Genomic DNA, 22,050 nt, shown 5'->3' with positions numbered 1-22,050 from the left:
AAAACGCCTTCGCCAGAAAGCGAAGGCGTTTTTTGAAAAATAGCGCGTTACTGGCCTCTTTCGGCGTTGCCCAAATTATTGCTTTGGTCAAAAGCTTTGCGTTCTTCTTGCGCCCGTTTAAAGATTTCTTTGGCGCGGGCTTTGGTGCTTTCTTCCACCACTTCGCGGGCCGCGTTGCGGCGCAGCTCCTGCGCAACTTGCTTGAAGAACTGGATTTGATCGGCCAAATCGTTGGTCAAGACCGTAGCGCGTTCCTGAAAGGTGGGGTAGTTGTCTGCATCAATGAACGCATCATTTCTGCCGTAAAAGAAGGTAGGACTTTGCAAGTCCTGTGTTAATTGCTTGGCAATGGGGGCGGATAAGGCATACAGCGCAATGCCGGCGCTGTGGTCTTGATTAATCATCGCCTGTTTGTTGCGGGCCTGCAATTGTTTCAGTTCGTCTACCGTATACAAAATATAAGCGGGCGCAAAGTCTTCGGTCTGTTTTTGAAGCGTTTGCGGATCTTGCGGCTGACCTTGGCTCTGGGATTGTTTGTATTCGATAAACTGTTGCTGAATAGTGCTGTATTTACCCAGCGGGTCGCCTTTCAGCGTGGCGTTTGCGGCGCCGGCAGTGGCGTCCTGCAGTTCGGTGTTGGTTTGTATGCCGTTGGCTACCCAATAGCAGGGGCGGCTGGCGCAGTCGCTGTTGTTGAACATAAAGTTATAAATTTCCATCGTGCGGAGATAACTTTCCGACGATTTGTCCGAAACCAGTGCCGGCGGTATTTCCGTGGCTTTTCCGATAATGGGCATCACCGCCGTAGGCGGCATTTGCGTTTTAATTTTTTCGGAAAATAAGGCTTGGTTTTCCTCTTTGGCGGCCTGAATTTCATCCTGGGTAGCGGGTGCCGGGGCTGGATAGCCGCAGACGCTCATTTTCACGGGGCGCATGGCCGAGTTGGAGCAGGCCAGCTGTAACATCTTTTTGAGCTCATCCTGCGGTTCTTGCCCGGCCGCCAACCGGTTGAGGCGTTCCTCTACCCGTTCGTTAAAATAATTCATCGCTTGTTCCCGGCGTTGCTCGCGGTATTTTTCTTTTTCCTGTTGTTCTTCATTCGTTCTCGGGTTGGGATATCTGGAATCGGCCAAGAAAGAAGAAACGTCATCCACCGTCTGTTCGGGATCCAGATACGACAACAGCGGCGTTTGGCTGTCGCTTGCTGAAGTCTCTGTCGGCAAATCGCCGTTGATTCCCGCCATATTTACGTTCCCGCCGCGGGCGAAACGGCTGCCCGTGGTATTGCGGGAGCGGCCTATGCCCTGCGAAGAGGCCAGCATGGCGGCATCCTGTTCTTGCCAGCGGGCCGTATCGGGCAGATTTTCTTTGGCGTTTCCAAAGCCGAAGAAACGTTTAATCGGGTTAAAGAAACGGGCAAATTTGGAATCCGGCACTTCTTTTTTCTTTTTGACTTGGGCCACCGGCGTAAAGCGGGCGGCGCGTTCCTGCCGGACATAAGAGTCGTAGGCGTTGTCTTTCGTATTGATTTCGTGCATACCCGGAGTGCCCAACTCGGGAGTTTTTTGGCGGATTAACACCCATTCGCCTTCTTCATCTTGAAAGGCGGCGTTTTCAAAGCTGTTTTTGCGCTGCGGAGTAGAAGAAGGGGTTTGCTCGGTGGAAATATAATTTTGAGCGGCGCGGGCATCGGCATAGACTTCTTCCCCTTGAGGCGTGCCAAATTGTTCGTTGGCTTGCTGGGCGGTAAGCGCCGGGGCGTTTTGCGGCGCCTGTTGCTGGCGTTTTCCGAAAAAGCGGGCAATCCGGTTGACGAGTTCCGTCAGCGGGTTAGAAGTAAAAATCTGCGGGGTAGCTTTAGGGGCAGCCGCGGTGTTTTGCGGCGCGGGAGTGGTTTCCAAGAAGGGAAGCAACAAAAATACAATCGCAGCCAGGCAGACGATAAATAAAAGTATTTTCCAAATCGTTTTTTTCATACAAACTCCCTATTGAAATAATAAAAACTTTCCGGCATGGGCCGCGAAGGTCGCGCCTGTAGCCGGCTTATAGCAATAGTCTACCCATTTAGCGGGAAATTTTCAAGTGGATTTAACGCAAAAAGACCCTTTTTGAGCAAAATTATATTTTTTGGAATAAACGTTTTAAAATTTGCCAGGATTTTTGCAAATGGGCGATAAACGGGTTAGTTGCTTCTTCCGAGGGAGCCGCCCCTGCTTTGGCGCCGGGCAGCACATAGCCGGCCGCTGTGGCCAGTTCGGTCAAATAATTGGAGGGGACAGCGAAATTGAGGTTTTGGTTGCCTTCCCCTTTATAACTGGCAAACGCAACGGAAATCACTTCTCCTTGGGCGTTAAACACGGGGCTTCCGCTGGAGCTGGGGGAAATGGGGGCGCTGATTTGATGCCAAATCACGCCGTCTGATTTTTTGCGTACTTGGCTGATCAGGCCGGAGGAAATGGTGTTTTGCAGGCGGCGCGGATTGCCGATAACGGTGATGTTTTGACCGGGCAGGACGGTATCGGAATTGCCCAGCGTAACATAAGGCAGATTGCGGGCGTTTATTTTAAGCAGGGCCAAATCTACGTTTCCGGCGGCCGCCACCGATACAGCTTCCCCCGATACGGCCCCGTTATTAAAGGTAATGTTCATGTACAAGGCGTTTTCCGCCACGTGCCGGCTGGTGGCAATCAGCCCGTCCGGCGTCAGCACAAAGCCCGTTCCGGTAAAGGTGGAGCCGTCATTCTTGACCACATTTATGGCCACTACCGCCGGCGCGTTTTGTTCCGCAATCAGGACGTGGTTGTTTTGGGCCGCAAGCGGCAGGGTAAGGAAGGCCAGCAGAAGAAAAGGGGTCAGAAAAACTCTCATATCCAGATTATAGCAATAAATCTTTTTAACGGGTAGACATTGAAAAGCGGGCGGATAAATAGTACACTTATGGAGTAGGTATTTAAGGAGTTGCCATTATGGGAGAACCATTTTACGTAAGCCGCAAAAAATATGAAGCTCTGGTAAATGAGCTGAAAGATTTGAAAAATTTAAAGGCCGAGCTTTCCAACGAAATCGGGGAAGCGGCCGCTCAAGGTGATTTGAAGGAAAATGCCGAGTACCACGCCGCCAAAGAAAAACAAACGGAAACGCTGATTCGCATCCAGGAATTGGAAATCCGCTTGCGAAACGCTCAAATTACCGATGATTTGACCGTGGACAAAAGCGAAGCCCGCATCGGGGCTACGGTAACGATTCGGGACGAAGCGGCCGGCATTGAGTTTACCTATACCTTGGTAGGGTCTATGGAGTCCAACCCGGAGAAAGGGTTGCTGTCCGTTAAATCCCCCTTGGCCAATGGCGTGTTGGGCAAAAAGGAAGGGGAAACCTTTGAAGCTATCCTTCCCAAAGGGCCTAAAAAATACAAATTGGTCAAATTGGAATATAAATAGGTTTATTGCTATAAAAACCGGGCCGTTTATAAGCGGCCCGGTTTTTTATTTTATTGATTTGCGGAATTTTGCAGATCTTTTCTTAACTCAAATGCGGCGGCGGCAAACGCCTTGTCCTTGCTTTCCCAATAAAACGCGCTTTCATATAAGTCCAATTCGGCTTCCGGAACTTTTATTTTTTCCGTTGCTTCCGTAATCGAGCGCGGAAAGCGATGGTTCTTTTGGATAAATCTCTGCAGGCGATCCATCGTTTCATTGGCCGACATACGCACATGGGGGAACTGAACCAACAGCTGGTTGATGTGGGCGATATAGGGCACTACTTGTTTAAAATGATTGGCTTGGTTGTGCATAATCAAAAGTACCAGCTTATTATACAGCCGGCGTTCTTTTAACGGGGCATTCCAGCGGGGAGAGCGGTTGTAGCGCTTGGTAAATTCTTCCAGCTCTTTTGCGCTGGAGCGGTAAATTTCTATGGTAGCGGTAATATCCTGCTCGGTGCGGGCATGGGCCAAGCCGTTGCTGTGCTGTTTATGCGCTTCGCGCAAAACGGTTAAAAAAGAACTTTCGTGCTGGGGCAGAATCTGGTTTAGGGCAATGAAACTGCGCAGGGAAGCTTTTAACTCGCCCGTTACGAAAGGAGATTTCATAATTTCCCGCAGCTTTAGGTTCATTTTGTGGGGGTGGGCTTTCATATAGTCCAACGCGGTTTGAGCGAAAATTTCACGGGTGTCCTGCGCGGCGATAAACCGCAGTTCATACGAAGTCATAAATTTAACGGACAGACTGTAATAGTTGGCCAAATCCCGCAAAAACTGCAGGTAGTTTTTATTGACCATGGAATCCAACAAATAATTTTGCAAACTTTTGTTTACCAGAAAACCGCTCATTTTTTCTAATAAATTATTTTCTTGCAGTTCATTTAAATTTAAGGTTTGGTAAGTTTGCAAAGTGGAAACCAACCGCCTGGCGTTGGCCCGTTCCTGTTCCAAGGTAAAGGAATAATTAAGAATTTTTTTGTTAAGGGAAAAATTCATAATGGTGGCAATTTCGTTGGCGTGGCGGCTTTGTTCCTTCAGAAACGCTGCTTGTGCCGCTTCTTGGGCCGCAGTCAAAGCGGGAAGCTGGCGGCTGGGCAAGGCCGCTTCAACGGTTTTGGCAACCGGAAGAGCAAGGCTCTTTTCAAGCGAGGCGCGCACGGGCGCGGTCAATGCGGGTTGGGTGGACGCGGCAACAATTTGTTTTGCCGTTTTCCCTTTTTGGGCGCAGCTGGGAGTGCTGGGCAGCAAAAACACACAGCACAAACACGCCGGCAGAATAAAATGAGTTGTTTTCATACCTATACTATAGAAAGAAAAAAAAGGCGGCGCCAGGGCCTTTGGGCCTAGGAGAGGGTGGGCCTTTTAGTACGAAAGCATATACAAAAATCCCCGGAGTCATCTCCGGGGATTTTTTGATTCGTTTCGGATTAATACTTTCTGAGGACGGCTTCTTTGGCCGCGCTGGAATAGACGTTGTAATCCATTTGTTGGAAAATGGAGTCTTTCTGTTCCAAGTCGTACACGAAACCTTCGTCAATGCGGTTGCCCTGGATTTGTTCGTAGAGCTCGTTGAAACGCTTGACGTGGTCTTTGGTGCGCTTGGTGGAGTATTCCTTGGCGGTTCCCGTCGTCATCAGGAAGGCCCAGTCGGAAGACTGCATCAGCATCAGTTCCCGCGCCAGTTGGTTCAGCGCCCGGCGCAGGAGGCCGTCGGCATGGGGGAACTTGTTGGCCAGTTCCATCATCCGTTCGGAGGTCTTAATCAAGTGGCGGTAAATCCAGTCGTTGCCGCTGTTGAGCCATACGTCGTGGTAGCCTTTGTCGCCCCAAGAAGACATGGACGGCTGCACCACTTGGTTTTCGGGGTACATTTCCAGGTATTCACTGGGGGTAACGAGCTTGATGTCTTTCTGGTCGTAATAGATTTTCTTGAACAGATATTCCAAGAAATCAATTCCTTCATACCACCAGTGCCCGTAGAGTTCCGCGTCGTACATGGAAACTACCAGCGGTTTGCGGTCTAAGAGCGTGCTTAAGTATTCAATTTGTTTCTGGCGGTTGAACATAAAGTTTCCGGCGTGCATGGCGGCCACTTCGCGCGCTTCATGCGGGTTGTAGGCCTGTTTTTGGTTCAGGGCCACTTTGCCGGTAATTTTATGGTATTTCATGCCGATATTGCGGCGGACGCCGTCGGAATGGAGGTACGGTTTAATGTAATCGTAATCCAAGTCGTAGCCCAAATCGCGGTAGAATTCGCGGTAGCGCGGATCGCCGGGGTAGCCGGATTCGGCACTCCAGACTTGCTGGGCCGACTCCATATCGCGCGCAAAGGCGGCCACGCCCGTCTGCGGGCAGTATACGGGGGCATAAATCCCGTATTTAGGCCGCGGCGTACCGTGCAAAAGGCCGTGCGATTCGGTAAAGAAAAAGCGGATGCCTTCGTCGCGCAGGAATTTGTCGTCGCCGGGATTATAGGCGCATTCGGCCAGCCAGATGCCTCTGGGGCTGCGGCCGAAGCGGCTTCTGTAATCGTTGGCGGCCACTTTAATTTGGGCGTTGACGCTTTCCTTGTGCACCATTAAGGGCAGGTAGCCGTGGGTGGCGCAGCAGGTGATAATTTCCAGCTTGCCCATATCCTGGAATTTTTTAAATCCTTCCAGCACATGCCCGTGGTAGCGGTTTTCAAACAAGTCCTGATAGCGGCGGAACTTGTTGAAATACATCCGCGCCACGCCTTCAAATTCGGTGCCTTGCGTGCGGTTGAGTTCCTTTTGGGAAAGCTCTACGCGCTGGTTTAAATAATGGCGGAAGCGACTGATCAGCAGCGGGTCTTCCATCATATTGCACAAAGGCGGCGTAAGCGACATGGTCAGCCGGAAATCGGTTCCTTCTTCGGTCAGGTTCTCAAATACGTTAAGCAGGGGGATATACGTTTCCACCATGGCTTCGTAGAACCAGTCTTCTTCCAGAAAGTCCGGGTATTCCGGGTGTTTGATAAACGGCAGGTGCGCATGCAGCACCAGTGCTAAATAACCTTTTTCTTCACCCATATCAGTTTCCTTGTTCGCGCAGGGCTTTGATGTTTATCTGGCGCGTTTTGTCGCCTTTGGCGTTGCGCGCTTTGATGGGAAGATCCACCACGCTGCCCGCGGGCAGGTGCTGGCGGATGGAAAATTTGCCTTCTTTTAATTCAATTTCCTTCCCGTTGATGGACACAATGGCGTTTTTGGAGGCGGAACCGTAGATGATGATTTCGCAGTCGGCCTGCAGCCAAATGTCTTCATTTTCTTCGGGCTGAACTTTATCTAAGTGCAAGGCAAAAGAAGACCAGGAACTCGGCGCACCGGAAGAAGTCAGTTCCGTCAGTTTCCAGCGCTGGCCCAGCACATGCATCAGTTCGCTGGCGCCCAGACCGATATAATCGGCTCCGGCCAGTTTCAAAAGTTTTTGGAAGTCCCCTTCCACAATCATCCATTTGTCGTCCACGATGTCGGACACTTTGCCCGGCGGCAGCAGCGTGGAGTTGCTGCGGGACACCAAAATGAATTTGCCGTCCGCGGTCAGGTAGCCCAAATCGGCCAGATAGGTGCGGCCGGCCTGCGGGGCGTTGATGTACCAGCTGCGGGCTTCAAAAATGACGGGCATATCGTAGTGCGTAACGGAGTTGTTCCCGTCAAAAAATTGTACGTTCGTGACGTCGTGCAGGCGAATGACGGTGCGGGCATTTTTCAGGACGTCTTCACTATACTGGCTTTTAATGCAGTCCAGCGTGTTTGGGGTAATTTCCCAAAACAGAAACAGCCAAGCGGGATCCTTGGGCAGCAGAAAGCTTTCCGTTTTTCCGTATCCGGACGGAATATCCGCTTCGGCGTGTACGTCTTTGGCCAAGGGTTTGACCAAGGCGGACGAAGATAAATTTTGCGTCATAGTTATGTAATACCTCACCCTTTTAGTTTGTAAGAGAATTTTTTCCCCCATTTTATTTTAGCATTTTATAACGCCCAAAAGGGGATTTTTAAGCCTGCCGGCGCGGGGGGCCGGCAAGCGGGTGTGGTATAATAGGAACAGAGGTGATTTGTATGAAAAACAACAAAGGAATGGGTTTATTGGGGTTGCTGATTTCGGTCATTATTATGGCGGTGCTTTTATCGCTGGTTCTCAAGCAGTATGCCGGGCAAACCCGCCGGGCACTTAGCTTGCCGGGGATAACCGCACCGGCCCAGACGAGCCCGCAAAAGAAATCCGCGCCGGGGGCCAAACAGACTCCAGCTCCTTGCAACGGGCGGCTGGTGGGCAACATCTGCGTGCCCACGCAAGTAAACAGCGCCAGTTTGGATGCTTTTGAACAAATGAACAAATAGCAGGATATAAAACAAAAATCCCCCGGAAAGACGGGGGATTTTTGTTTGGCGTAAAGCTATTTAATGAAGCCTTTGGCTTTGAGTTCCTGTTCCACCGCCGCCATGGTGGGGGGAATTACGCAAACTTTCGGGAGCACCTGCATGGCGGAATCAATGTCCTTTAGGCCGTTGCCGCCTACGACCAGCACCACCGTCTCGTCGCGCTCTATTTTGCCTTGGGCCACCAGTTTTTTAAGGGCCGCATATGTGGCCGCGCCGGCGGGTTCGGCAAAGATGTTGGCTTTGCGCGCCAGTTCCGGAATCGCCTGCAGGATTTCCTCGTCCGTTACCGTTAAGGCCATGCCGTTGGATTCCTGCAAGGCCTGTAGGGCCAGGGCGGCGTCGCGCGGATAGTTGACGACGATACTGTCCGCCACCGTATGTGCCGAAACGGATTTTACTTCGCTGTGGGTATTAAACGCCTCCGCAATGGCGGCGCTTCCCTCGGCTTGGACGGCAATCATCTGCGGCATGCGTTCAATAATGCCCAGTTTGTTAAAATCGGTAAATCCTTTCCACAGCCCGGCCAAAACGGTTCCGTCCCCGGCGGCGACTACCACTTTATCGGGGGCTTCCCAGTCCAGCTGTTCGCAAATTTCAAAAGCGCAGGTTTTTTTGCCCTCGCGGGTAAACGGGTTGAACCCCGCCGCGCGGGAATACCAGCCGTATTTCTGCACCGATTGCTTGCACAGCTCAAAGGCCTCGTCGTACGAGCCGTCCACGCCGATTACTTCCGCCCCGTATACCAACAGCTGTACCAGCTTGGGGTCGGGCACGGATTTGGGCGCAAAGATGACGGTTTTCATCGGCATGCTGGCCGTGAGGCAGGCCAAAGAGTCGCTGGCGTTGCCAGTGGAGGCGTCGGCAATGACTTCCTGCTCCAACTCCAGCGCGCGCGCCACGGCTACGGCGCTGCCGCGGTCTTTAATGGAGCCGGTCGGGTTGCGGCCTTCGTCTTTGATAAACAAATTGGAAATATGCAGCTCTTTGGCCAGGTCTTTGCAGGGATAAAGCGGCGTCCAGCCCACGTGCACGTGGGGGACTTTGTCGTGGTCGTTGATAGGAAGCAAATCCATATACCGCCACATATCAAATTCGCGGTTATCCTTTAGCTTGCCGATGCTGAAGCGTTTGGAAATGAGCTTGTAATCGTAATTGACTTCCAGATTGCCGCCGCAGGCCGTGCAGACGAAGTTGGCTTCGCTGGTTTTATGTTCCTTGCCGCAGTTGATGCACTGGAGGTTTAAGATTTTTTTCATACGTTATTTGCTTTCGGGTTCCACTTTTTTCTGAATCATTACCAAACTGGCAAAAATCAGTAATAGTCCGCCCAGTTCCGCCCCGGTGGGCATGCGGCCGAAAGCAATCATATCGCTGGCCATGGCCACCACAGGGGTGAAATACGTTACCGAGGCCATGCGCGTAGCGCCCCAGCGTTTGATTAACGCTACCATTAATAAGAAGGCCACCGCCGAGGAAAACACCCCCGCGCTGATAATGGAAAGCACTACTTTGGTGGTAAAGGCCGACGCGGCGGGCACCGGTTCAGCCAAAAACGAGATAATCAACAAGACCACCGCCGAGAATAAATACTGGTGGAAGGTGTTGGCTTCGTGGGTCATGGCGTTGCTGTCTACCATAATTTTTTTGGTCAGCACGTTGCCCAAGCTGTACGACCACGCCATAATGAGGAACGCAAAACAGCCGTACAACGCCATCGGGCTGGCGTTTAGTTTGGCGGCGGAAATCATCGGGTGCATGATAATCAAAAGCCCGATCATCCCCACCGTTACGCCGGCGGCGCGGCGCCAGGTAAAGCGGTCTTCGCCTTTGAGCAGTACGGCCCCTGCAATAAACGACCAGATCGGCACCGTACCGTTAAAAATACCGCCGATCGTCGGCGCGACAAAGCGCTGGCCCCAAGAAATGGCGGCAAACGGCAGTAAAATCAGCAGCAGGCCGATCGCCCACGGCCGCCAAAGCTGTTTAATCGGGCATTTCAAATTTTTCCGTTGCACGGCATACAAAACGATAAAGAAACACAACCCCGCCAACACCCGGTAGAACGTACCCCAGTACGGCGGCAGACTTTCCACGATATTTTTGGACGCCAAAAAAGCCGTCCCCCAACAAAGTGCCAAACACAAGGCCAGTATGTAGCTCATATTTTTAATTCTCCTTTTGTATATTATAGTAAATTCCCGCTCCGTTCCCGCGGGGGGTGGGTAAAATCGTATAATATACTATAGCCTTTAAGGAGATTTTCCCGTATGAAAAAACACTTGCCCGCCGTTTTATTTTTATTAGCCGCCGCCTTGATTTGGTGGCTTTCCCTGGCGCCGCGCCGCCACCAAGTGCCGGTGGCCGAGGGGGCAAAACCCCGCGTGGTTACTTCCGGCTATGTGCCGTATACGCTGGCCAAACAGCTTTCGGGCGGGCTGGCGGACGTAACGATGCTCCTTCCCGCCAATGCAGAGCCTCATTCGTTTGAGCCCACCCCCGGGGCGTTGGTAACGGTCAAAAACGCCGATATTTTTATTTACGTTTCCGACCGGATTGAACCGTGGGCCAAAGATGTGCTTTCCTCGGCCGGGGAGCAAACGGCCGTGGTGCAAGCCGCCAAATACGCCGCTTCTTCCGACGATCCACACGTGTGGATGGATTTTCAAAACGCCAAACAAATCGCGCGCGCCATTTCTTTTGCCTTGGTGCAGAAAGACCCTTCCCACCGCGCCGAATACGAAGCCCATTTAAAAGCGTTTGAAAAGGAACTGGCGGAGCTGGACGCCGCGTACCAAACCGGGCTGGCCTCCTGCCAAAGCCGCCAGGTGGTGCATGTGGGGCATTTGGCGTTTGGCAATTTGACGAAAAATTACGGTTTGTCACTTTCGGCGTTGGCGGGGTCTTCCCACGACGGGGAAAATTCCGTGCGCCGCGTGGCGGAGCTGATTCGGTTTATTAAAGACAACCAAATCCGCGCCATTTTTACCGAGGAGACGCTTTCGCCGCGCTTATCGGCGGCGGTAGCCGAAGAAACGGGCGCGCAGGTGCTGCCGCTCTATACGGTGGAACACGTCAGCAAAGACGATTTTGACCGCGGCGTTACCTATGGCGAGCTGATGCGGCGCAATTTGGACAGCTTGCAAAGGGGGCTTGGATGCCAAGCGTAATTGAAGCCGAAAACCTGCAGTTTGCTTATGTGCGCGTGCCGGTGTTGGAAGGGGTTTCTTTTTCCGTACAGGCGGGCGATTATGTGGGCATTATCGGCCCCAACGGCGGGGGAAAAACGACGCTTCTAAAATTACTGCTGGGGCTGGAAAAAGGCAAAGGGCAAATTAAACTGTTCGGCCAGCCGCTGGACGCGTTTAAAGAGTGGTACAAAATCGGGTATTTGGCGCAAAAAAGCCCGGTGGCGCAGAGCCGGTTTCCTGTTTCGGCCGAAGAAGTGGTGCTGATGGGGCTTTCTGCCCGCCACGGAAGCGGCGTTTCGGTGGGAGAGCTCAAACAAGTGCACGAGGCAATGCAAAAAACCCGCACGCGGGATTATGCGGGGCGGATTTTTCACGATTTATCCATCGGGCAGCAGCAGCGTGTGCTGTTGGCGCGGGCGCTGGTAAGCAATCCGCAGTTGTTGATTTTGGACGAGCCTTCCACGGCGCTGGATCCCGAATCGCGCGAGATGTTTTTTAATTTGCTGGGGGATTTAAATGCGCGGCAGGGGGTAACCATTCTGCTTATTACGCACGACACCGGCGAAGTGGGAAAGTATATTTCCAAGTTTATGTATATTGATAAAACGCTTGTGTTTTACGGCACCAAAGAAGAATTTTGCCACTCGCCCGAAGTGGCCGCCAAACTGGGCCCCTTTGCCCAGCATACTATTGACCATTTGCACAACCACGGCCAATGCCCGCTGGGCGGAATGTGCGGGGAGGCAAACAAATGATTGCCGAATTTTTAAGCTACGGGTTTGTACAGCGCGGGCTGGTGGCCGGGACGCTGGTGGCGGCTTCGTGCGCGCTGCTGGGGGTGTTTTTGGTGCTCAAGCGGCTTTCGTTAATCGGGGACGGGATGAGCCACGTATGCCTGACGGGGGTGGCGGCGGCGTTGTTGCTGTCGGCCAATCCGGTGTACGTATCGGTGCCGGTGGTGGCGGCGGCGTCTTTGGGGATTATGAAACTGACGCAGAAATTTAAAATCTACGGGGACGCCGCAATCGGCATTGTCAGTGCGGCGGGGCTGTCGGTCGGGTTGCTGATTACGGCCTTGGCGGGCGGATTTAATACCGATTTATTGGGGTATTTGTTTGGCAGTATTTTGACCGTTTCCAAAGACGAAGCCGTGCTGTGCGCCCTCTTGCTGGCGGCGGTGCTGGCGGGGCTGTTCTTTTTCTATCGGGATTTGACTTCCGCCTGTTTTGACGAGCCCTTTGCCCGCACGCGCGGCATTGCCGTGCAGGCCGTCAATACGGGGCTGGTGGTCATTACTTCGGTGGCGGTGGTGCTGGCTTTTAAAGTGGTGGGCATTTTCCTTATTTCGGCGCTTCTTATTATTCCGCCCGTGGCGGCGCTGTTGGTTTCGCGCACGTTTAAGCAGGTGCTGTGGCTGGCGGCCTGTTTTGGGGTAGGCAGTGTGTGGGCGGGGGTGTATTTATCTTTTGTGTTTAATATCCCGTCTGGAGCGACCATTATTTTGGTCAACTTGCTGGTGCTGGCGTGCGCGTACGGCTGGGCCCGGATGGGGGGAACTTCCAATGCCCGCTAAAAAAACGGATGTAAATGAGCTGTTAAAAGCGTTAAAAAAATTATACCCCGAGCATATTATTCCGCTTCATCATCAAAATGCCTGGCAGCTGTTGTGCGCGGTCATTTTGTCGGCCCAGTGCACCGACGAACGCGTAAACCAAATTACGCCCGCCTTATTTCAGGCGTTCCCCACGCCGCAGGCCATGGCCCGGGCGGATATCAAAGAGGTGGAAAAATTAATCCACTCGGCGGGTTTTTACCACAGTAAAGCGCTGTCTTTAATAGAAAGTTCCAAACGCATTTGTGACGTATACGGCGGCGAAGTGCCGCAAAATATGAAGGATTTGCTTACCCTTCGCGGCGTAGCGCGCAAAACGGCCAATGTGATGCTGGGCGATTATTTTAAGAAACCCGAAGGCATTGTGGTGGATACGCACATCAAACGCTTATCGTTTCGCCTGGGGCTTACCCGGCAAACCGATCCCGTAAAAGTGGAACAAGATTTGATGAAAGTGATTCCCTACAAGTACTGGGCGTGGTTTGGCATTGCGCTTATTTTGCACGGCCGCCAGGTATGCAACGCGCGCAAGCCGGAATGTTCGCGCTGTACGCTGGCCGGGTTCTGCCCGCGAAAAGGGGTAAAAATATCGGCTTAGCAGGTTTGCTTTTGAAGCGAGGTTAAAGAGAATATGATGAAAAACATTTATTCCTTTTTCCCCTTGGGGAAACACAGCGGATTTACGCTGATAGAGCTGTTAGTTGTTGTTTAAATTATTGGTATTTTGGCGGCCATTGCGCTTCCGCAATATGAAAAAGCCGTGGCCAAAGCGGAGTTCGTGCAGACGCGTGATATTATGTACGAAATTTACCGCGCCCGCCAGTTATATTTAATGGAGGGCGGATCCACCAGCGATCAGGATTTAAACAATTATCCGGACTTGCAACTTCCGGCCGGTGCTACGTTGGGGTGTGTACTGGGCAAAAAAGAAGACGGCAGCTGCGTAAACGGCGACTCTAAAATTATGATGGGCAACAAATCTCTTATTGCTACCGGCACGGCCCATGCCTATAAGTATTATAAAAAAGGGCCGTATTATATTCGGCTTATGCTGCCGGTGCATTGGGCTGGCGAATCGGGATTGGATAAAAAATTCCAAATTAAATGCAATGCTATGGACAATACTGATGAAAAAAGCAAAAACTTATGCAAAATTTTAAGTGGCGGCAAGGAGCCGACCACTTGCAGTTATGTGTCCGGCGATTGCTGGTTGATTGATTAAATTAAAAATCCCGCCTAACGGCGGGATTTTTTGAATTGTTTAGGATTTTCTTCGCAGCAGTGCTTTTAGCAAATACGTAGCCAATTTAAGCGGGTGCTTGCCCGGATTGGGCGCCACTTGAAACAGCGGGTATTTAAGTAAGCCGAGTTTCTTGAGCAGGGGAAAATCGTTCTGGCACACCAGCCCCGTTTCTTTTACCCATTCCCGGTAGGTCTGGTACCACTCGTCAAAATAATAATACTTCCAAAATTTGCGGTGCCCTACCGCGTGTACGATCGCCGCGTGTTTCAGGGCGGAGGCCTTTCTGCGCGCTTCGCAGTTGTAGGCTTCCGGCAAAGCGTCTATCGTCAGGCCAAAGTGCTGGCACATCAGCAGCAAAATCCCCTGATCCGGGAAAACAAGATATTGGGTAATCGCGGCTGTTTTTTGGTAACACCAGTCCGCCAGCGCGTTAAAGTCTTTGGCGGGCAGCTGACGGCTGATGGCCATAATCCCGGCGTTATAGTGGGGGGCATCCATTTTAAAACCGGCGATATCCTGCGTAAAATTCATACGTACGCGCTCATCGTAATACTCGCGACGAAACCCGATTCCGTGCGGAATGTGCTGTACGATATCGGCGATGTCTTCTTGAATTAAAATGTCCGCATCCAGCCACAATACATATTCATAGTGATACAGAAACCGGAAACATTCATAGCGCACGAAGGTCATTTCGCCATAGTCGCGCAGCGCTTTGGGGCGAAGGCCTTCCATATGCGGAAAGTGGTACTCCACAAACCGGCAGGGCGTAATTTGGTTGAGCGCCCGGCGGCAGGCTTCGTCCATATTTTGATAGTAGATGATGACGTCCGCCCGTTCCAACAGGGCTGCACTATGGCGTTTTAAGCCTTTTAGCACCACGCCCAGCGCAAACGTCAGGTTGCCCGTTGCGCCCAGCACAACGGCCGTATTTTTTTTAGAAGAAGAGGGGATAAAGTGGGAATCCATATGGGTTATTGTAGCACAAAAACGCCCCGTTTACACGGGGCGTTTACAATCAGGCGGAAAAATATACTATTTTCCCAACAGCGACAGCAACACACCCGCCGCCACCGCACTGCCGATGACGCCCGCCACATTGGGGCCCATGGCATGCATCAGCAGGTAGTTGTTTTTGTCGTATTCCAAACCGATTTTATTGGAAACGCGCGCCGCCATCGGCACGGCCGATACGCCGGCGGAACCGATAAGCGGGTTGATTTTCGTTTTGCTGAAGCAGTTCATCAGCTTAGCCAGCAACACGCCCGAAGCCGTGGCAATGGAGAAGGCAATAATGCCCAAGAGCAAAATCCCCAGCGTTTCGGTTTTTAAGAACTGGCTGGCCTGCAGTTTGGAACCGACCGACAACCCCAGCAGAATGGTGGTAATGTTGCAGAAGTCGTTCTGCAGGGTTTTGGACAAACGCTCCGCCACGCCGGACTCTTTAATCAGGTTGCCAAACGTCAACGCGCCGATTAAGGGGGCGGCGTCGGGCAGCAGGAACGCGCACAAAAGCAAGAGCACCAGCGGGAACAAGATTTTCTCGCGTTTGGAAACGGGGCGCAGCTGCGTCATTTTGATTTTGCGTTCCGCGTCCGTGGTCAAGAGCTTCATAATGGGCGGCTGGATAATCGGCACCAGCGCCATATACGAATACGCCGCTACGGCAATGGCGCCCAACAACTGGGGCGCGAGGCGGGAGGTTAAGAAGATGGCCGTCGGGCCGTCCGCCCCGCCGATAATGCCGATGGAGGCCGCTTCTTTAAGCCCAAACGCAAAGGGCTGGGCGTCCCCAAAGTGCACGTAGGAAAGCGCAATGGCGCCAATCAGCGTGGCGAAAATGCCAAACTGCGCCGCCCCGCCCAAAAGGGACGTTTTGGGGTTGGCGATCAGCGGGCCGAAGTCCGTCATGGCGCCTACGGACATAAAGATAAACAGCGGGAAAAGCCCCGTCTGAATACCGGCATCGTATACGACGCGCAGAAACCCGCCCGTTTCGGCAATGCCCGCCAGCGGAATGTTGGAAAGCAGCCCGCCAAAGGCAATGGGAATCAGCAACAGCGGTTCAAATTGCTTTTTAATCCCCAGCCACAAGAGGAAACAGCATACCACAATCATCACCAGCTGCTGCCACGTAAGCGCATAAAGCGAGGTGGCGTGCGCTATTTTCGTAAGAGAAGTTAAAATATCCATATGCGGCTCCCCTTATTTAATTTCGGCCAGCGCGTCGCCGGTTTGAACTTGGTCGCCCTGTTTGACCAGGAAATGCACCGTACCGGACGCCGTGGCGGAAACGGCCGTTTCCATTTTCATGGCTTCCAATACTATAATTTCCTGCCCTTCGCTGACGTGTTCCCCGTCTTTTGCGCTCAGGCGCAACACAGCGCCCGGCAGGGGGGATTTCACCGTTCCGCCCGCGCCCGTATTGGCGGCGGGTTTGGCTTCGGCTTTTGCGTCCGAAGCGGCGGTGGACACGTTGTAGCGTTTTCCGTTTACGACGGCGCTGTCCCCGTCAAACACGACTTCGTAGGCTTTCCCGTTGACGGTTACTTTTACCGCACCCGACGAAGCCGCCGCCGCTTTCTTGGCGTCGGCCGCCCAGCGGATGCCGTTTACTTTGGCTTCGCCTTTCAGGTACAAGAGCCCTTTGTCGGCGCAGGTGGCCACGATGAATACGTTTTCTTCCGTTACCGGCAGGCCGGCTTCTTTGAGTTTGGCCTCGGCCACTTTGAGCCCTTTCTTGGGGTCGGCGTCGTTGATTTCAAGCGGCGTTTTCTTGGTGGGGGGCAAGCCCAGCTGCTGGCTGGCTTCTTTGACCACTTCCGGATCTGGTTCCACCGGCGTTTTGCCAAAGTAGCCCAGTACCATTTTGCCGTAGCCGGGGGTAATTTTTTTCCAGGGGCCAAACATTACGTTGCTGTAGGCCTGCTGGAAGTAGAACTGGGAAACCGGCGTAACGGACGTGCCGAATCCGCCGAGTTTGACGCATTCGCCCATGGCTTTTACCACTTCGGGGAATTTGTCAAAGGTGCCGTTGTCGCGCATCATTTGGGTGTTGGCCGTCAGCGCGCCGCCGGGCAGCGGAGAGAAGGGAATAATCGGGTTGACCGCCGTGGCCTCGGGCGGCAGGAAGTATTTGCTCATGCAGTCTTGAAACACGTTTTCGGCTTCCTGGATTTTCTTGGGGTCAATGTCCAAGGTGTATTCCGTGCCGCGCAGCGCGTGCCACATGGTTAAAATGTCGGGCTGGCAGGTGCCGCCGGATACGGGCTGCATGGAAAGATCCAGCTGGTCGGCCCCGGCGTGGATGGCTTCCAAACAGCAGGCGATGGAGTTGCCCGCCGTTTCGTGCGTGTGGAACACAATTTTGGTGCCTTTGGGCAGCAGGCGGCGCGCCATGGCAATGGTTTTGCCGACGGTGGCCGGCGTGGAAGTGCCGGAGGCGTCTTTAAAGCAGACGGAGTCAAACGGAACGCCGGAGTCTAAAATTTGGCGCAGGATTTTTTCGTAGAAAACTTCGGTGTGGATTTGGCCCGTGGGATCCCAGCCCGGTGCCAAGGACATCATGCTCACGCACACTTCGTGTTTGAGGCCGGCGTCGTGAATGCACTGGCCGGAATAGATCAGGTTGTTTACGTCGTTTAACGCGTCAAAGTTGCGGATGGTGGTGGTGCCGTGTTTTTTAAACAGTTGGGCGTGGGCTTTGATCACGTCCGAGGGCTGGCTGTCCAACCCCACCACGTTTACGCCGCGGGCCAAGGTTTGCAGGTTGGCGTCCGGCCCGGCGGTTTTGCGGAAGGTGTCCATCATATCAAAAGCGTTTTCGTTGCAGTAGAAAAACAACGCCTGGAAGCGGGCCCCGCCGCCAAATTCCATGTGGTTAATTCCCGCATGGCGGGCGGCTTCTACCGCCGGCATAAAGTCTTTGGTCAGTACGCGCGCGCCGTAGACGGACTGAAAGCCGTCGCGAAACGCGGTCAGCATAAAATTAATTTTTTTCATATTGGTTCCCCCGGTTTATTTTCCTTGAAATCTTCTGGCGGCGGCCACGGCCACTGCAATTAGTGCGTTGTCTTCGGCGCCGGGTACGGTTTGCGGAAAATACTTTTCCATCGCCTCTACCAGCTTGCCCAACACTTTCATGATTCCGACCATTATAATCAGAAACACGAAAACGACCAACATTCCGATAATGGTAATGTTGACGGATTGCATCATCAGATTATCTGCACTCATACAATCAGGTCTCCTATGTATATTTCTTCCGGGCCGTCGGCGGTGTTCAACAGAAGCGTCCCGCGCGAAGATACGTCCCGCACTGTTCCACAAAGGGGTTTTTCGCCGTTTTTAACGGTGATTTCTTTGCCGATGAAGGGAAATCTTGCCCGGTACGGCTCGCAAATGGCGGCAAATCCGCGGGCTTGCACCGCCGGATAGTCCTGCCAAAAATAGTCCATAATCTCGCCCAGCAAGGTTTGCTTGTCCGCCTGCACGCCCAGCAGATAGAGCGAGGTGGCCGGCTGTCCCACGTCCGGCATGGTTTTTTGCCCCACGTTTACGCCCGTGCCGATAATCATTCCTTCCAATTTCCCGCCGCAGAGCACGCCTTCGCTTAAAATGCCGCACAGTTTTTTGCCGTCGGCCAGCACGTCGTTGGGCCATTTGAGATATGTTTTAGGGTAGCGTTTTTCAATTGCGCGGCAGAGGCTAAGGCCCATCAGCTGCGTAAAATTGGGCCAAAAATCGGTTTGCTCGGGCTTGATTAATACGGAGAAATAGAGCCCGCCTTCCTGCGATACCCATTTGCGGTTAAAACGGCCGCGGCCGGCGGTTTGTTTGTCCGCCGTTACAATAAATCCGTGCGGCAGTTGGGCGCAGTGTTCTTTGAGGTAATTATTGGTGGAATCTATTTCCTTAAAATGCACGCTGGAGCTCATATCCCCATTGTAACAAATAAAAAGAGGAGCGGGCTGGATTTTCTGGCATCCAAAAAGAAGAAAAAAGTTTTAAAAGAGACGCAGAAGAAAACAGACGGGGAAAAGGCTTTTTTCTATACTCTTTTTGGAAATGAGGCGTCGCTTTAAATTTCCGGGCATTTGGCGCGGGCGGCAGCAAACAAGATGGCCGCCGTCATGCTTTGGGCGTTGGCTTTGTTTTTGCCGGCAATGTCAAACGCGGTGCCGTGCGTAGGGGAGGTGCGCAAAAACTTCAGCCCGGCCGTTACGTGCACAATCGGCTCGCGCGCGGCCAGTTTAAGGCCCAAAAGCGCCTGGTCGTGATACATGCACAACAGCCCGTCGTATTTCCCGTGGGCGTGGGCCGCCCAAATGCTGTCTGCGGGAAAGGGGCCTTCGGCGCAAATTCCTTTGCGGCGCATGGCCCGGATGACGGGTTCAATGACGGAATGTTCTTCGGTGCCGAATTTGCCGTTGTCGCCGGCGTGCGGATTAAGCGCGCAAAACGCAATGTGCGGGTGCTTGACGCCCAAGCGTTGCAAAGCCTGTGCAAAGTGCCGGGCGGCCTGAGAAACGCGCGATCGCGTGAGAATATGGGGCAAATCGGAAATGGCAAAATGCTCGCTGACCAGCGCACAGCGGATGGGCCCGCTGACAAACATCATCAGCCCCTCTTTTCCCGCCCGTTCGCGCAGCAGTTCGGTGTGGCCCACATACGGGATATGCGCCAACGACCAGCTTTGTTTGGAAATGGGAGCCGTTACCAACGGGCAGTGGGTGCGAAGGGCCAGCTTGCACGCGAGTTCTACGGATTTAAAGGAAGAAAGCCCGCCGGCTTCGGTGGGGCCGTGGGGCGCGTCCTGCAGGCATTCGCAGGTGTCCATACTAATAAGCCGCGCCAGCCGGTCAGAAAATCCGGCGCGGAAAAGCGAACACGGCTCTCCGATGACAATCGGAGAGCAGGCGTGTTGTACTAACGGGCTTTTTAAAGCTTTAACGGTTACTTCCGGGCCGATCCCCAACGGGTCGCCCGCGGTTATAAATACAACGGGTTTCATGAATTGTCCGAATCTAATTAAACTCAAAAGGGAGGTGAGGAACCGTTTTGCCTTTTAGGTTTAGAAACGAATGGACAGACTCCGTTTTATTTTTTGCTGTCTTCTTTAGCCGTTTTGGCGTCCGCTTTGGCGTCTTTGGCGGCGGATTTCTCCGGGGCCGCTTTGGCGTCGGCGGCTTGGTCTTGCAGCAGGGCGTCCGATTCAAATTCAATGGTTACTTTGACGTCGGCCTTGTTGTAGAGCTCTTCAATATATTGGGCCATCGCCAGCTGTACGCGCTGCTGGGCCAAGTATTGGGCTAAATCTTTGGCAATGTCTTCGTAGGAAATCGATCTTTCTGCGCGTTTTTCTTTAATTTTAATAATGTGAAATCCCACATCGCTTTTAATCGGATCGCTTACTTTGCCTACGGCGAGCGAAAACGCTTTTTCGTCAATGGCTTTGGGCGCTACACCTTTGAGCAAAATCATATCTCCGCCGCTGGCCAGGGCGTTTTTGTCTTCGGTATATTTTTTGACCGCTTCCGAGAAATCCATTCCGTTGTCAATTTCTTTTTTGATTTGTTTGGCCAATTCTTCTTTTTTCTTGACGTCGGCCGGTTTCATATCTTTGGTAACGGCCAGATAAATGTGCCCGATGCGCACTTGTTCGCCCGTCAGCTGTTTGAGTTTGGCGGCGATTGCTTGTGCTTCTTTAAGGCGGGCCGGATCTTCTTTTTCCAGTTCTTTTATCTTTTTGGTTTTATTTTTCATGACGGCTTCCACGTCGTCATACAGCGCTTTGGCGTCGGCCTCTTCCACGGGTTTGACGGTGGCTTTGAGCTTTTCTTCCATCAGTTTGCGCACGGCCACATCTTGGGAAAGCTTTTTGGTGTAGGTTTTCAGGCTCATGCCCTGTTTTTTAAGGGCTTCGGTAAAGCGTTTGTCGGCCCCTTTGGGATCGGGCTTGCCGGTGGTTTCATCCACGATAAACCGGCTCTTGATTTCGTTCAACCCGGCGTCCACCTCGGAATCTTTTACTTGGATTTTTTCTTCCTCCGCGGCCTGATACAAAAGTTCTTTGGAAATCAGTTCTTTAAGCACTTCCCGCCCTAAAATATCTTTGGCGTAGGGCTGCTGCAAAAATTGCGGGGCAGCCAGTTCATATTGTTCGATGACGCCGTCCAGATACGTGTCATACTCGGAGGAGAGAATCGGGCGTCCGTTCACCGTGGCAACGGAAGATTCCATTACCTTGGCCTGCCCGTTTACCCCTAACGCCGCCAGCAAGACGGCTAAAAACAGTTTATTCGCTTTTTTCATATATCACAACCTCGTACTTGTTTTTAAGAGCATCCAAAATTTTATCCAACTTTTTATTTTCCAACACTTCGCGGATGCGCGGCTCGGCCGCTTTGCGCGAAAGGCGTTTCTCGCCTGTTTTCTTTATTATATGAAATCCCTGCGCCGTTTTGAAAAAACCTTGCACGCTGTTGGTGGGGGAGTTGGCGGCGATGACCTCAATGTCCGGCAGGTATTCCCCCGGCATAAACGAAAGTTTGCGCAGCGCATCCGGCGCACAGCTGTATTGGCGTTCCAGTTCGTTCCAGCGGCGGGGGGAGGCCTTGAGCGCCCGCAGCACTTGGTCGGCGGTTTGGGCATTGTCGATGATGATTTGCTGAATGGTCATTTCATACGGGTATTTGTCGTAGTAGGCGTCTATTTCTTCGTCCGTTACGGCCGTGTCGCCTTTTTCTTTAAGCTCGTCATACCACAGTTGCTCCAGCGTTTGCTCGCCGAATTGGCGGTAAATGTCGGCCAGTTGGGCGCGCTTGTCTTCCATAATGGAAAGGTACACGTCCGACTGATCCAGCTGTTCGTCTTTGGCGGCGGCGGCAATCAGTTTTTCGCGCGTAATAATCTGCAGCAAATTCTGGCGGCCGATAGGCGTTTTGGCGAAGGCGCGGTCATCCTCTGAAAGCAGCGCCGTACGGGCGGCAATGTCTTCTTCCGTGATGGTTTCGCGCCCCACGCGGGCGGCGGCATCGTCCGGGATGGTGTCGGCGGCTTTTTTGCAGCCCCAGACCGCTAGGCATAAAACGGCGATAAGCAAACATCTTTTCATATGCATA

At 52.7% G+C, this 22,050-nt stretch carries 23 protein-coding genes; 8 read left to right on the top strand and 15 right to left on the bottom strand.

Annotated elements, in window-relative coordinates; translation table 11 throughout:
* Positions 1-47 precede the first annotated feature (47 nt).
* Together B5F75_RS06265 and B5F75_RS06260 are read right to left on the bottom strand one after the other, a co-directional pair.
* Positions 48-1,976 (bottom strand): hypothetical protein, encoded by a 1,929-nt coding sequence (locus tag B5F75_RS06265; protein ID WP_087289081.1) that lies wholly within the window; start codon positions 1,974-1,976, stop codon positions 48-50.
* 142 nt (positions 1,977-2,118) lie between these two features.
* On the bottom strand, positions 2,119-2,868 hold the full coding sequence (locus B5F75_RS06260) for a S1C family serine protease (protein ID WP_087289079.1): 750 nt from the start codon (positions 2,866-2,868) through the stop codon (positions 2,119-2,121).
* 98 nt (positions 2,869-2,966) lie between these two features.
* Between B5F75_RS06260 and B5F75_RS06255 the strand changes: the two genes are divergently transcribed.
* Positions 2,967-3,440, top strand: a complete 474-nt coding sequence (locus tag B5F75_RS06255; RefSeq protein WP_087289077.1) for a GreA/GreB family elongation factor — start codon at positions 2,967-2,969, stop codon at positions 3,438-3,440.
* A 50-nt stretch (positions 3,441-3,490) separates the two neighbouring features.
* Here B5F75_RS06255 and B5F75_RS06250 read toward each other — a convergent pair whose 3' ends face one another.
* From B5F75_RS06250 to B5F75_RS06240, 3 genes are all read right to left on the bottom strand, one after another.
* The gene (locus tag B5F75_RS06250) at positions 3,491-4,777 is read right to left on the bottom strand and encodes a hypothetical protein (RefSeq protein ID WP_087289075.1); all 1,287 of its coding nucleotides are present in this window, start codon (positions 4,775-4,777) and stop codon (positions 3,491-3,493) included.
* Between the two features lie 131 nt (positions 4,778-4,908).
* Positions 4,909-6,531 carry a glycoside hydrolase family 57 protein gene (locus B5F75_RS06245; protein WP_087289072.1) on the bottom strand — a complete coding sequence of 541 codons (1,623 nt, stop codon included), beginning with the start codon at positions 6,529-6,531 and terminating at the stop codon, positions 4,909-4,911.
* Position 6,532: 1 nt separating this feature from the next.
* Positions 6,533-7,408 (bottom strand): DUF4912 domain-containing protein, encoded by an 876-nt coding sequence (locus tag B5F75_RS06240; protein ID WP_158093797.1) that lies wholly within the window; start codon positions 7,406-7,408, stop codon positions 6,533-6,535.
* 152 nt (positions 7,409-7,560) lie between these two features.
* Between B5F75_RS06240 and B5F75_RS06235 the strand changes: the two genes are divergently transcribed.
* On the top strand, positions 7,561-7,842 hold the full coding sequence (locus tag B5F75_RS06235; protein ID WP_087289068.1) for a type II secretion system protein: 282 nt from the start codon (positions 7,561-7,563) through the stop codon (positions 7,840-7,842).
* A gap of 56 nt (positions 7,843-7,898) precedes the next feature.
* Here B5F75_RS06235 and B5F75_RS06230 read toward each other — a convergent pair whose 3' ends face one another.
* The gene (locus B5F75_RS06230; RefSeq protein WP_087289066.1) at positions 7,899-9,140 is read right to left on the bottom strand and encodes a threonine synthase; all 1,242 of its coding nucleotides are present in this window, start codon (positions 9,138-9,140) and stop codon (positions 7,899-7,901) included.
* 3 nt (positions 9,141-9,143) lie between these two features.
* On the bottom strand, positions 9,144-10,046 hold the full coding sequence (locus tag B5F75_RS06225; protein WP_087289064.1) for a DMT family transporter: 903 nt from the start codon (positions 10,044-10,046) through the stop codon (positions 9,144-9,146).
* Between the two features lie 105 nt (positions 10,047-10,151).
* Here B5F75_RS06225 and B5F75_RS06220 point away from each other — a divergent pair, with 105 nt between their 5' ends.
* From B5F75_RS06220 to B5F75_RS06195, 6 genes are read left to right on the top strand one after another with little or no spacing between them, the layout of a single operon-like run.
* Positions 10,152-11,051, top strand: a complete 900-nt coding sequence (locus tag B5F75_RS06220; protein WP_087289062.1) for a metal ABC transporter solute-binding protein, Zn/Mn family — start codon at positions 10,152-10,154, stop codon at positions 11,049-11,051.
* Positions 11,039-11,827 (top strand): metal ABC transporter ATP-binding protein, encoded by a 789-nt coding sequence (locus B5F75_RS06215; protein ID WP_087289059.1) that lies wholly within the window; start codon positions 11,039-11,041, stop codon positions 11,825-11,827. The genes B5F75_RS06220 and B5F75_RS06215 overlap by 13 nt, the downstream gene beginning before the upstream one ends.
* The gene (locus B5F75_RS06210; RefSeq protein WP_087289057.1) at positions 11,824-12,645 is read left to right on the top strand and encodes a metal ABC transporter permease; all 822 of its coding nucleotides are present in this window, start codon (positions 11,824-11,826) and stop codon (positions 12,643-12,645) included. The genes B5F75_RS06215 and B5F75_RS06210 overlap by 4 nt, the downstream gene beginning before the upstream one ends.
* Positions 12,635-13,282 (top strand): endonuclease III, encoded by a 648-nt coding sequence (gene nth, locus B5F75_RS06205; RefSeq protein WP_087289055.1) that lies wholly within the window; start codon positions 12,635-12,637, stop codon positions 13,280-13,282. The genes B5F75_RS06210 and nth overlap by 11 nt, the downstream gene beginning before the upstream one ends.
* A gap of 33 nt (positions 13,283-13,315) precedes the next feature.
* Positions 13,316-13,396, top strand: coding sequence for a prepilin-type N-terminal cleavage/methylation domain-containing protein (locus B5F75_RS07775; protein WP_087289053.1), 81 nt, complete (start codon positions 13,316-13,318; stop codon positions 13,394-13,396).
* Positions 13,397-13,408: 12 nt separating this feature from the next.
* Entirely contained in the window at positions 13,409-13,906 is a 498-nt protein-coding gene (locus B5F75_RS06195) for a hypothetical protein (protein WP_087289051.1), read from the top strand.
* A gap of 39 nt (positions 13,907-13,945) precedes the next feature.
* Here B5F75_RS06195 and B5F75_RS06190 read toward each other — a convergent pair whose 3' ends face one another.
* The 8 genes from B5F75_RS06190 to B5F75_RS06155 all read right to left on the bottom strand — a co-directional run bounded on the left by B5F75_RS06190 (position 13,946) and on the right by B5F75_RS06155 (position 22,043).
* Positions 13,946-14,896 carry a glycosyltransferase gene (locus B5F75_RS06190; protein WP_087289049.1) on the bottom strand — a complete coding sequence of 317 codons (951 nt, stop codon included), beginning with the start codon at positions 14,894-14,896 and terminating at the stop codon, positions 13,946-13,948.
* 66 nt (positions 14,897-14,962) lie between these two features.
* Positions 14,963-16,120 (bottom strand): sodium ion-translocating decarboxylase subunit beta, encoded by a 1,158-nt coding sequence (locus B5F75_RS06185; RefSeq protein WP_087289047.1) that lies wholly within the window; start codon positions 16,118-16,120, stop codon positions 14,963-14,965.
* A 12-nt stretch (positions 16,121-16,132) separates the two neighbouring features.
* Positions 16,133-17,929, bottom strand: a complete 1,797-nt coding sequence (locus B5F75_RS06180) for a biotin/lipoyl-containing protein (protein ID WP_087289045.1) — start codon at positions 17,927-17,929, stop codon at positions 16,133-16,135.
* A 15-nt stretch (positions 17,930-17,944) separates the two neighbouring features.
* Positions 17,945-18,163, bottom strand: a complete 219-nt coding sequence (locus B5F75_RS06175; protein ID WP_143351270.1) for an OadG family protein — start codon at positions 18,161-18,163, stop codon at positions 17,945-17,947.
* On the bottom strand, positions 18,160-18,864 hold the full coding sequence (locus B5F75_RS06170) for a biotin--[acetyl-CoA-carboxylase] ligase (RefSeq protein ID WP_087289041.1): 705 nt from the start codon (positions 18,862-18,864) through the stop codon (positions 18,160-18,162). Before B5F75_RS06170 ends, B5F75_RS06175 begins: the two co-directional genes overlap by 4 nt.
* A 143-nt stretch (positions 18,865-19,007) precedes the next feature.
* The gene (locus B5F75_RS06165; RefSeq protein ID WP_087289039.1) at positions 19,008-19,940 is read right to left on the bottom strand and encodes a PdxA family dehydrogenase; all 933 of its coding nucleotides are present in this window, start codon (positions 19,938-19,940) and stop codon (positions 19,008-19,010) included.
* 86 nt (positions 19,941-20,026) lie between these two features.
* A complete protein-coding gene (locus B5F75_RS06160) occupies positions 20,027-21,241 on the bottom strand; it encodes a peptidylprolyl isomerase (protein WP_087289037.1) in 1,215 nt (404 codons plus the stop codon).
* Positions 21,225-22,043, bottom strand: a complete 819-nt coding sequence (locus B5F75_RS06155; RefSeq protein ID WP_087289035.1) for a peptidylprolyl isomerase — start codon at positions 22,041-22,043, stop codon at positions 21,225-21,227. The genes B5F75_RS06160 and B5F75_RS06155 overlap by 17 nt, the downstream gene beginning before the upstream one ends.
* Between the last annotated feature and the right edge of the window lie 7 nt (positions 22,044-22,050).

This window comes from Elusimicrobium sp. An273 (genome assembly GCF_002159705.1).
In the GTDB taxonomy this organism is placed as follows: domain Bacteria; phylum Elusimicrobiota; class Elusimicrobia; order Elusimicrobiales; family Elusimicrobiaceae; genus Avelusimicrobium; species Avelusimicrobium gallicola.
This window is presented reverse-complemented; position numbering and strand designations above follow the sequence as displayed.

Excerpts from the sequence above, each read along its gene's own strand:
- B5F75_RS06265 (WP_087289081.1), bottom strand. The coding sequence starts at position 1,976 with ATGAAAAAAACGATTTGGAAAATACTTTTATTTATCGTCTGCCTGGCT.
- B5F75_RS06260 (WP_087289079.1), bottom strand. The coding sequence starts at position 2,868 with ATGAGAGTTTTTCTGACCCCTTTTCTTCTGCTGGCCTTCCTTACCCTG.
- B5F75_RS06255 (WP_087289077.1), top strand. The coding sequence starts at position 2,967 with ATGGGAGAACCATTTTACGTAAGCCGCAAAAAATATGAAGCTCTGGTA.
- B5F75_RS06250 (WP_087289075.1), bottom strand. The coding sequence starts at position 4,777 with ATGAAAACAACTCATTTTATTCTGCCGGCGTGTTTGTGCTGTGTGTTT.
- B5F75_RS06245 (WP_087289072.1), bottom strand. The coding sequence starts at position 6,531 with ATGGGTGAAGAAAAAGGTTATTTAGCACTGGTGCTGCATGCGCACCTG.
- B5F75_RS06240 (WP_158093797.1), bottom strand. The coding sequence starts at position 7,408 with ATGACGCAAAATTTATCTTCGTCCGCCTTGGTCAAACCCTTGGCCAAA.
- B5F75_RS06235 (WP_087289068.1), top strand. The coding sequence starts at position 7,561 with ATGAAAAACAACAAAGGAATGGGTTTATTGGGGTTGCTGATTTCGGTC.
- B5F75_RS06230 (WP_087289066.1), bottom strand. The coding sequence starts at position 9,140 with ATGAAAAAAATCTTAAACCTCCAGTGCATCAACTGCGGCAAGGAACAT.
- B5F75_RS06225 (WP_087289064.1), bottom strand. The coding sequence starts at position 10,046 with ATGAGCTACATACTGGCCTTGTGTTTGGCACTTTGTTGGGGGACGGCT.
- B5F75_RS06220 (WP_087289062.1), top strand. The coding sequence starts at position 10,152 with ATGAAAAAACACTTGCCCGCCGTTTTATTTTTATTAGCCGCCGCCTTG.
- B5F75_RS06215 (WP_087289059.1), top strand. The coding sequence starts at position 11,039 with ATGCCAAGCGTAATTGAAGCCGAAAACCTGCAGTTTGCTTATGTGCGC.
- B5F75_RS06210 (WP_087289057.1), top strand. The coding sequence starts at position 11,824 with ATGATTGCCGAATTTTTAAGCTACGGGTTTGTACAGCGCGGGCTGGTG.
- nth (WP_087289055.1), top strand. The coding sequence starts at position 12,635 with ATGCCCGCTAAAAAAACGGATGTAAATGAGCTGTTAAAAGCGTTAAAA.
- B5F75_RS07775 (WP_087289053.1), top strand. The coding sequence starts at position 13,316 with ATGATGAAAAACATTTATTCCTTTTTCCCCTTGGGGAAACACAGCGGA.
- B5F75_RS06190 (WP_087289049.1), bottom strand. The coding sequence starts at position 14,896 with ATGGATTCCCACTTTATCCCCTCTTCTTCTAAAAAAAATACGGCCGTT.
- B5F75_RS06185 (WP_087289047.1), bottom strand. The coding sequence starts at position 16,120 with ATGGATATTTTAACTTCTCTTACGAAAATAGCGCACGCCACCTCGCTT.
- B5F75_RS06180 (WP_087289045.1), bottom strand. The coding sequence starts at position 17,929 with ATGAAAAAAATTAATTTTATGCTGACCGCGTTTCGCGACGGCTTTCAG.
- B5F75_RS06175 (WP_143351270.1), bottom strand. The coding sequence starts at position 18,163 with ATGAGTGCAGATAATCTGATGATGCAATCCGTCAACATTACCATTATC.
- B5F75_RS06170 (WP_087289041.1), bottom strand. The coding sequence starts at position 18,864 with ATGAGCTCCAGCGTGCATTTTAAGGAAATAGATTCCACCAATAATTAC.
- B5F75_RS06165 (WP_087289039.1), bottom strand. The coding sequence starts at position 19,940 with ATGAAACCCGTTGTATTTATAACCGCGGGCGACCCGTTGGGGATCGGC.
- B5F75_RS06160 (WP_087289037.1), bottom strand. The coding sequence starts at position 21,241 with ATGAAAAAAGCGAATAAACTGTTTTTAGCCGTCTTGCTGGCGGCGTTA.
- B5F75_RS06155 (WP_087289035.1), bottom strand. The coding sequence starts at position 22,043 with ATGAAAAGATGTTTGCTTATCGCCGTTTTATGCCTAGCGGTCTGGGGC.